Genomic DNA, 8613 nt, shown 5'->3' with positions numbered 1-8613 from the left:
CCGGGCAGCGGGGTGGCGTGGTTCAGGTACGGGTTGGGGTCGCCGGGCTGGAGGCCGACGACGAAGCCCGGCGTCTCCACCACCCCGGCCCTGCGCCGGAGCTGTTCGACGGTGGCGGACTGCACGAGCAGACCGGGGGAGGGGAAGGCGGAGGACGTGGAGGGGTCCACGGAAGTCATGGTGAAGTCCTTCGAGGGGTCGCACGGTCGCCCGGGCACGCGGGAATCGCGTGCGGGCAGGACAGGACACGGCCGTGACGGGCCGGAACGTGGGACCACCGCCGGAAGGCCGCGGGGCCTTCCTCAGTGCGCGCGGCGGTCGCTGACGGACGCCGTGCTCATGGACTTCATTCCCTCGGGGGGGGCGGCGGAACGCGCCGCGCCGTTCGCGCGGTGCGGTGCCCGGGAGCGAGCGGCCCGCCGCGGCGCGGTGCGCCGGGGCCGACTGCCCGCCGCGTGGCGGGAGGAGCGGCTCACTGTGACACGGGGGCGGGGCGCGGCTCAACAGTATTTCCGCGCGCGGCCGCCCGTCCCTCCCTCAGCCCCGGCCGTCCTCGCGCGCGCCGCGTCGCCGCAGCCGCAGCTCCCCCGGCGGGTCACCTCCACCGGCAGCACCCGGGAGACCGGCTCGGCGCGGTGCGCCTCCGTGACGCGCCGGATGAGGAGTTCGGCCGCCTCCTCGCCCATGCGGCGCATGGGCTGGCGGACCGTGGTGAGCGGGGGGCGCACGACCCGGCTCAGCGGGATGCCGTCGAAACCGGTGACGGCGAGGTCCTCGGGGACGCGGACGCCCGCCTCTTCGAGCGCGTGCAGCGCGCCGACCGCCATCTGGTCGTTCGCGAAGACGAGCGCTTCGGGGCGCGGGCCCGGCCGGTCGAGCAGTGCGCGCGTCGCGCGGGAGCCCTCGGCGCGGGTCATCAGCGCGGCCCGCAGGTCCGGGGCCTCGGGCACGGCGAGCCCGGCCTCGCGCAGTGCGTCGCGGTAGCCCTCGAAGCGGGCGCCCACGTCGGGCGAGTCGTCGGCGCTGCCGATGAAGGCGAGGCGGCGCAGGCCGTGGTCCTCGATGAGGTGGCGGGTGAGCTGGTACTCGCCGTCGCGGTTGGCGACCTCGATGTGGTCCATGTGGTCTATCTCGCGCGGCCCCGCGAGCATCACGACGGGCACGCGCCGGGAGATGACCTCCAGGTCCTCGGTCGGCACGGTCCGCGCCAGCACCGCGAATCCGTCCACGCGCCCGGCGACCTTCGCGACGAGGCTCTCCGGGCCGCCCGCCAGCGAGGCCGCGATGAGGAGCGCGTACCCGTGGCGGCGTGCCGCGCGCTCCATGCCCCGGATGATCTGGTCCGAGTAGAGCGTCCCGGCCTCCTCGTCGCCCTCGCCCGCTCCGGAATCCGCGTCCGGGTCGGCGTAGTCGGGGAAGCACAGGCCGATGACGCCGGTGCTGCGGCTCGCGAGGCCGCGCGCGCTGCCGCTCGGCACGTAGCCGAGGACGCGCGCCGCCGCGAGCACCTTCTCGCGCGTCGCGGGGCGCACGGAATCGGGACTGCGGTAGACGCGGGAGACCGTGGCGATGGACACGCCCGACCGCTCCGCCACGTCGTAGACCGTGGGAGTGTCGCTCACAGCAGCACCATCGCCTGTTCTGTCCACACCGAATGAAAGCGCATTCATTCTAGGTTTGGTGACGGGTGAGAGCAAGGGTCCCGAGGAGTGAGCGAGTGCTCACCCGTGTCGCGGGCGGTGCTCTCCGGCGGCTGAATCGACAAGTAACTTTGCAAGTTTCCCTGCCGAACTCGTACGGTGGGAGTCGTGACCGAGCCCACCGCACCGCGCGAGCGGCCCGCCCCCGGCGAACCGCACCCGGACAGCGCGCGACTCGCCGACGAGCTGACCTCGGTGGCCGGGCTGCTCATGCGGCGCCTGCGGACGCAGTCCGTGCGCAGCCTGCTCAGCCCCACCCAGCGCTCCGCGCTCTCCCGTCTCGACCGCGAGGGCCCGATGACCACGGCGGCGCTCGCCCGCGCCGAGCACGTACGCCCGCAGTCGATGCGCGCCACGCTCGGCCACCTGCACGAACAGGGCCTCGTCGCCCGCGCCCCGGACCCCGGGGACGGCCGCCAGTCCGTCGTCTCGGTCGCCGAGCGCGGCCGGACGGTCCTCGCCGAGGTCCGCGCCGCCAAGCGCACGTGGCTCACCCACGCCCTCGACACCCGGCTCACCGAGGCGGAACGCGTGCTCGTCGGCGGGGCCGTGGCCCTCCTCGGCAAGGTGGTGGAGGGCTGACGGGTCCGCCCCGGTCCGCCCTCCCCCCCCGCCGGTCCCCGCGCCCGAGCGGCCTCCACGCCGTCCAACACCCCCCGATCCCCCCGTTTTCCCCGGATTTCCCCGATTCCAAGGAGCACCACCCATGACCGCCACCACTCTCGACGCCCGCACCGCGCTGATCGTCGTGGACCTCCAGAAGGGCATCGCCGGAATGCCCGTCGAGCCCATCGCGGCGCAGGACGTCATCAGCCGCTCCGCCGGGCTGGCCGCCGCCTTCCGCGCCAAGGGCCTGCCGGTCGTGCTCGTCAACGTGACGGGCGGCGCCCCGGGCCGCAACGAGGCGCAGGGCCACGGCGGGCAGCCCCCGGCCGACTGGGCGGACCTCGTCGCCGAGCTCGACGCGCAGGACTCCGACATCCGCGTCACGAAGCAGACCTGGGGCGCCTTCTACGGCACCGACCTCGACTCCCAGCTGCGCCGCCGGGGCATCACGCAGGTCGTCCTGACCGGTATCGCGACGAGCATCGGCGTCGAGTCCACGGCCCGTTTCGCCCAGGAGTACGGCTACCACGTCACCATCGCGACCGACGCCGTCAGCGACATGAGCGCCGAGGCCCACGCCAACAGCGTCGAGCGCATCTTCCCGCGCCTCGGCGAGACGGGCACGACCGAGGAGATCACCAAGCTCCTCGGCTGAGCGCCCTGCCGCACCAGGGGGCGGCCACCGCGACCGGTGGCCGCCCCCTTGCCGTACCCGCGCCTCCGGGCCCCGGCCTCTCCCCGCGCCCGTCCCCTTCCCCCCGCCCGCACTGCTGCCGTGCGCCCCGTGCGACCCCCGCCGGGCGCTCACACCACGTCGTACGTCAGGTGTGTCGCCGTCGGTGTCACGCGCACGTCCCGCCGGACGAGGGTGCGGGCCGTGCCGCCCGTGCAGAGCGGTGTGCCCGCGCCGAGCAGCACCGGCGCGAGGTGCTGCGAGAGGACGTCGACGAGCCCCGCCGCGAAGGCCGAGCGGATCAGCGCGCCGCCGCCCATCAGGACGACGTCGAGGCCCCGCCCGGCCGCCGCCGAGGCGGTCAGGGCGCGGGCGCGCGCGGCGGCGACGGCGGCGGGCAGCCCGCTCGTGACGAAGGTCCAGTCGAGCGCCGCGAGCCGCACGGAAGGGGGCGCCGCACCCGTTACGACGAAGAAGGCGGGCCGCGCGGCCTCCGCCGCCCCGTACCCCACCTCCTCGTCCCAGCCCCCGGGGCCGTCCACGACGTCGAAGAGCCGCCGCCCCAGCACCACCGCCCCCGAGCGCGCCGCCCCCTCGCCGAGCACCCGCCGGTCCCCGGGATCGTCGGAGAACGCCCAGGTGTGCAGGGCCTCGCCGCCCTCATCGAGCCCGGTGAGGGGACCGGGCCCGGCCCCGGTGACGAAGCCGTCGAGCGAGACGGAGATGTCGGCCACCACACGTGTCGTGGCGAAGACGTACCCGCGCCCGGCCCCCGCCGCACCCCGCTGCTTCCCCCGGGGGACTTCCGTGGGCCAACCGGGTGCGCCGACCGGCGTCCTCCGCTTCGGGGGCAATACATGTGATCGGAAAGTAAGCGGAAAGCCGGACAATGGCGCCACGCCACGGAGGTACCAGCACGATGTCGTCGTACAGCGGCCCGAGACTGCGTTCCGCCGTGTTCCTGGTGGCAGGCGTGCTCGCCGTGCCCGCCCTCGCCTCCTGCTCCGGCGGCGACGGCGGTTCGCACGCGGGGCGCGTCGTCGCCCCCGACGTCCACCAGGCCGCGCGGGACCGCGTCGCCGAGGGCAGCACCCTGCACTGGGCCGTCGACCGGCTCCCCAGCACCCTCAACACCTTCCAGGCCGACGCCGACACCACCACCGCGCGCGTCGCCTCGGCCACGCTGCCCTCGATGTTCCACCTCGACCGGCAGGGCCGCCCCGCCCGCTCCGCCGCCTACCTGCGCGACGCGAAGGTGGAGAGCACCGAGCCCCGGCAGGTCGTCGTCTACCACCTCGACGCCAGGGCGGCCTGGAACAACGGCCGCGAGATCGGCGCCGACGACTTCGCCGCCCAGTGGCAGGCCCTGCGCGGCACCGACAGCGCCTACGGGACCGCGCGCAACGCCGGCTACGACCGCATCGCGAAGGTCGAGCGCGGCGCGAACGCGCAGGAGGTACGGGTCACCTTCGCCAAGCCGTACGCGGACTGGCGCGCCCTCTTCTCGCCGCTGTACCCCAAGGAGGTCATGGGCAGCCCCCGGACCTTCGGCGCGGCGGCCCGCACCGGGCTCGCCGTGAGCGCGGGCCCCTTCCGCGTGGGCAAGCAGAACCGCGGGACCGGTGACCTCACGCTGGAGCGCGACACGCGCTGGTGGGGCGACCGCGCCAAGCTCGACGCCCTCGTCCTGCGGGCGGTCCCCGCGGGCAGCCGGGTCAAGGCGATGCTCCAGGGGCGCGTCGATCTCGCCCCCGTCGAGCAGGACGAGGCCGCGCGCGTGGCCCGCGCCGGGAAGGGCGACGGCGGCCCCCTCGCGGCGGGCGGCGGCCCGGGCGCGGCGGGGAGCGGCCCGAACGCGGCCGGCGCCGTCGCCGCCGACGTCTACTCCCGCGCCTTCGCCCAGGGCAGGCCCGAGGAGGTCGGGCGCCTCGGCCGCCAGAACCGCGCCGACCTCGCCGAGGCCCGCGCCGTCGAGGAGGCCCAGCAGAAGAGCCTCGGCCGCTTCCGCCTGCGCAAGAGCCTCGAACCGGCCTACACGCAGCTCGCCCTCAACGGCGAGTCCGGCCCCCTCGCCGACGAACGCGTACGCCGCGCTGTGGCCCGCGCCCTCGACCGCAAGTCCCTCGCACAGCTCGTCCTCAAGCCGCTCGGCCTGCCCGCCGACCCGGTCGGCAGCCACCTCGCCCTCGCCGGCCAGGACGCCTACGCCGACAGCAGCGGCGCCCTCGGCAGGCAGGACGCCGTCGAGGCGCAGGCCCTCCTCTCCGACGCGGGCTACAAGCCGGCCCCGGTCGCCGGGGACGCGGCGAAGAAGGACGGCAGCGCGCCGGGCGAGGCCGGCGCGGACGCCGACGGCAAGGCACCCCGCAGCGACGGCAAGGCCCCCGCGGAGGAGAGCCGCGGCGAGCGCACCGGCGCCGGGGAGGCCGAGGCCGCGAAGACGAAGACCGCGAAGGCGGCGAAGGCCGCGAAGGCGAAGGCGCTCGGGAAGGCCGCCGCCGGGAAGAAGGCGGAGGAGGCCGCGGCCCCGGCCCCCGTGCTCCCGCAGTCCGTGCTCCTCCACCAGGCGTACGCGATGGCCGCCCCGCCCGCCAAGGCCGCGGGCGCCGCCGGGGCCTACGCCCCCAAGGGGACCGCCGCGCCCGAGGACAAGACGGCGCCCGGGGACAAGACCGCGCCCGACGAGAAGACCGCGCCCGGGAAGGAGCAGGCCGCTCCCAAGGCCGGTCCCGGCGGGGCCCCCGCCGTGCTCGGCAAGAACGGCAAGCCCCTCACGCTCCGCTTCGTCGTCCCCTCGGGCGCGGGCTCCGCGCAACTGCGCGAGGTCGGCGAGAAGATCGCGGGCATGGTCGAGAAGATCGGCATCCGCACCCAGGTGCAGAAGGTCTCCGACGCCTCCTACTTCAAGGACCACATCGCGACCGGCGACTACGACATGGCGCTGTGGTCCTGGCCCGGCACCGCCTTCCCCGCCACCGACGCCCGTCCCGTCTACGGCAAGCCCGTCCCGGCCGCCGACGGCTCGCTCAACGTCGACCAGAACTACACGCGCGTCGGCACCGACCGCATCGACCAGCTCCTCGACCAGGCCGCCGGAACCCTCGACGCCAAGGAGGCCGGGCAGCTCGTGAAGAAGGCGGACGCCCGCATCTGGGCCGCCGCCGGGTCCATCCCGCTCTACCAGCGCCCCGAGCTCGTCGCCGCTCGCTCCGACCTCCTCAACGCCGGGGCCTTCGGCTTCGCCACCCCGGACTGGGAGAACATCGGCTTCGCGAAGAAGGGCGGGAACGGCCCGCGGGGTACGAAGGCGCCGGTCGGGAAGCCGGTGAGGAAGACGACGGCCCCCGTCGGGGAGTGACCCCCGTCTCCTCCTGAGCCCGCCCACGGGGCCCGTACCGCGCCACCCGGTACGGGCCCCGTACGATGGGGTGAGGCCGTGGCATGTTCCGCCCGGCAGGGCGCGCGACCGACACCGGACGCGCAGCCATCCACGACTCGGGAGAATCGCCGCAAGTGCCCACGCGCCATGACATCCGTAACGTCGCCATCGTCGCCCACGTCGACCACGGGAAGACGACGCTGGTCGACGCCATGCTGAAGCAGGCCGGGGCCTTCGCCGCGCACGCGGCGGAGCACCTGGACGACCGCATGATGGACTCCAACGACCTGGAACGTGAGAAGGGCATCACGATCCTGGCCAAGAACACGGCCGTGAAGTACCACCCCAAGGACGGGGGGGAGCCCATCACGATCAACATCATCGACACCCCCGGCCACGCCGACTTCGGCGGTGAGGTCGAGCGCGGCCTGTCGATGGTGGACGCGGTGGTGCTCCTGGTCGACGCCTCCGAGGGCCCCCTCCCGCAGACGCGCTTCGTGCTCCGCAAGGCGCTCGACGCGCGGCTGCCGGTCATCCTCTGCATCAACAAGACGGACCGCCCCGACTCGCGGATCTCCGAGGTCATCGACGAGACGTACGACCTCTTCCTCGACCTCGACGCGGACGAGGAGCAGATCGAGTTCCCGATCGTCTACGCCTGCGCGCGCGACGGCGTGGCCTCGCTCACCAAGCCCGAGGACGGCACCGTCCCGGCCGACTCCACGAGCCTGGAGCCGTTCTTCTCCACCCTCCTGGACACCGTCCCGGCCCCCGAGTACGACGAGTCCGCCCCCCTCCAGGCGCACGTCACCAACCTCGACGCCGACAACTTCCTCGGCCGCATCGCGCTGTGCCGCGTCGAGCAGGGCGAGCTGCGCAAGGGCCAGACCGTCGCGTGGATCAAGCGCGACGGCTCGATCCAGAACGTGCGCATCACCGAGCTGCTCATGACCGAGGCGCTCACCCGCAAGCCGGCCGAGAAGGCCGGCCCCGGTGACATCTGCGCGATCGCGGGCATCCCCGACATCATGATCGGCGAGACGCTTGCCGACACCGAGAACCCCATCGCGCTGCCGCTCATCACGGTGGACGAGCCGGCCATCTCCATGACGATCGGGACCAACACCTCGCCGCTCGTCGGCAAGGGCGGCAAGGGCCACAAGGTCACCGCCCGCCAGGTCAAGGACCGCCTCGACCGCGAGCTGATCGGCAACGTCTCGCTCCGCGTGCTCGACACCGAGCGTCCCGACGCCTGGGAGGTGCAGGGCCGCGGTGAGCTCGCGCTCGCCATCCTGGTCGAGCAGATGCGCCGCGAGGGCTTCGAGCTCACCGTCGGCAAGCCCGAGGTCGTCACCAAGGAGATCAACGGCAAGATCCACGAGCCGATCGAGCGCATGACGATCGACTCCCCCGAGGAGCACCTCGGCGCGATCACCCAGCTCATGGCGACCCGCAAGGGCCGCATGGAGACCATGACGAACCACGGCTCCGGCTGGGTCCGCATGGAGTGGATCGTGCCCTCGCGCGGCCTCATCGGGTTCCGTACCGAGTTCCTCACGCAGACCCGCGGCACGGGCATCGCGCACTCCCTCTTCGAGGGCCACGAGCCCTGGTTCGGCGAGCTGCGCACGCGCCACAACGGCTCGCTGGTCGCGGACCGCGCGGGCGTCGTGACCCCCTTCGCGATGGTCAACCTCCAGGAGCGCGGTGTCATCTTCACCGAGCCCACGACGGAGGTCTACGAGGGCATGATCGTCGGCGAGAACTCGCGCGCTGACGACATGGACGTGAACATCACCAAGGAGAAGAAGCTCACCAACATGCGTGCCGCTTCCGCCGACACCACGGAGAACGTGGTGCCCGCGCGCAAGCTCTCGCTGGAGCAGTCCCTGGAGTTCTGCCGCAACGACGAGTGCGTCGAGGTCACCCCGGAGACGGTCCGCATCCGCAAGGTCGTCCTCGACGGCCGCGAGCGCGCCCGCTCGGCCTCCCGCGCCAAGCACAACTGACTCCGGCACACACCGGGGGCCCGGCACTCCGAAACGAAAAGGAAGGGAATATGATCAGCTATTTCTTGACAGCAGAGGGACATTCGATGGAAACGGCGCAAAGCAGCCAATTGCTTATGCAATACGAAACATAATATTTCTGATATTTTTAATATTCTATTCGTTTTTTTTTTTTTAATTTTTTTTTTTTTTTTTTTCCGCTATCGCGCCGTACTACCATTACAACTTTTTTTTTTTTTTTTTTTT

At 72.9% G+C, this 8613-nt stretch carries 6 protein-coding genes; 4 read left to right on the top strand and 2 right to left on the bottom strand.

The features are described 5' to 3' along the window. Positions 1-500: 500 nt before the first annotated feature. Positions 501-1670 (bottom strand): LacI family DNA-binding transcriptional regulator, encoded by a 1170-nt coding sequence (locus tag SSBG_RS08685; protein WP_050776741.1) that lies wholly within the window; start codon positions 1668-1670, stop codon positions 501-503. Positions 1671-1799: 129 nt separating this feature from the next. Between SSBG_RS08685 and SSBG_RS08680 the strand changes: the two genes are divergently transcribed. Together SSBG_RS08680 and SSBG_RS08675 are read left to right on the top strand one after the other, a co-directional pair. Then, positions 1800-2282: a MarR family winged helix-turn-helix transcriptional regulator gene (locus SSBG_RS08680; RefSeq protein ID WP_008745812.1), complete on the top strand. Its 483-nt coding sequence runs from the start codon at positions 1800-1802 to the stop codon at positions 2280-2282. A 124-nt stretch (positions 2283-2406) separates the two neighbouring features. Beyond that, a complete protein-coding gene (locus tag SSBG_RS08675) occupies positions 2407-2961 on the top strand; it encodes an isochorismatase family protein (RefSeq protein WP_008745811.1) in 555 nt (184 codons plus the stop codon). A gap of 149 nt (positions 2962-3110) precedes the next feature. Here the strand turns inward: SSBG_RS08675 and SSBG_RS08670 are convergent, their stop codons facing one another. Then, positions 3111-3716 carry a dihydrofolate reductase family protein gene (locus tag SSBG_RS08670; RefSeq protein WP_008745810.1) on the bottom strand — a complete coding sequence of 202 codons (606 nt, stop codon included), beginning with the start codon at positions 3714-3716 and terminating at the stop codon, positions 3111-3113. Between the two features lie 182 nt (positions 3717-3898). Here SSBG_RS08670 and SSBG_RS08665 point away from each other — a divergent pair, with 182 nt between their 5' ends. Then, complete coding sequence (locus tag SSBG_RS08665; protein ID WP_037869282.1) at positions 3899-6337, top strand: ABC transporter family substrate-binding protein; 2439 nt, start codon at positions 3899-3901, stop codon at positions 6335-6337. A 155-nt stretch (positions 6338-6492) separates the two neighbouring features. Then, a complete protein-coding gene (gene typA / locus SSBG_RS08660; RefSeq protein ID WP_008745808.1) occupies positions 6493-8367 on the top strand; it encodes a translational GTPase TypA in 1875 nt (624 codons plus the stop codon). Positions 8368-8613: the final 246 nt, after the last annotated feature.

This window comes from Streptomyces sp. SPB074 (genome assembly GCF_000154905.1).
Classification (GTDB): domain Bacteria; phylum Actinomycetota; class Actinomycetes; order Streptomycetales; family Streptomycetaceae; genus Streptomyces.
Note: the sequence above shows the minus strand (reverse complement) of the source record. Positions and strands in the feature narration are given on the sequence as shown.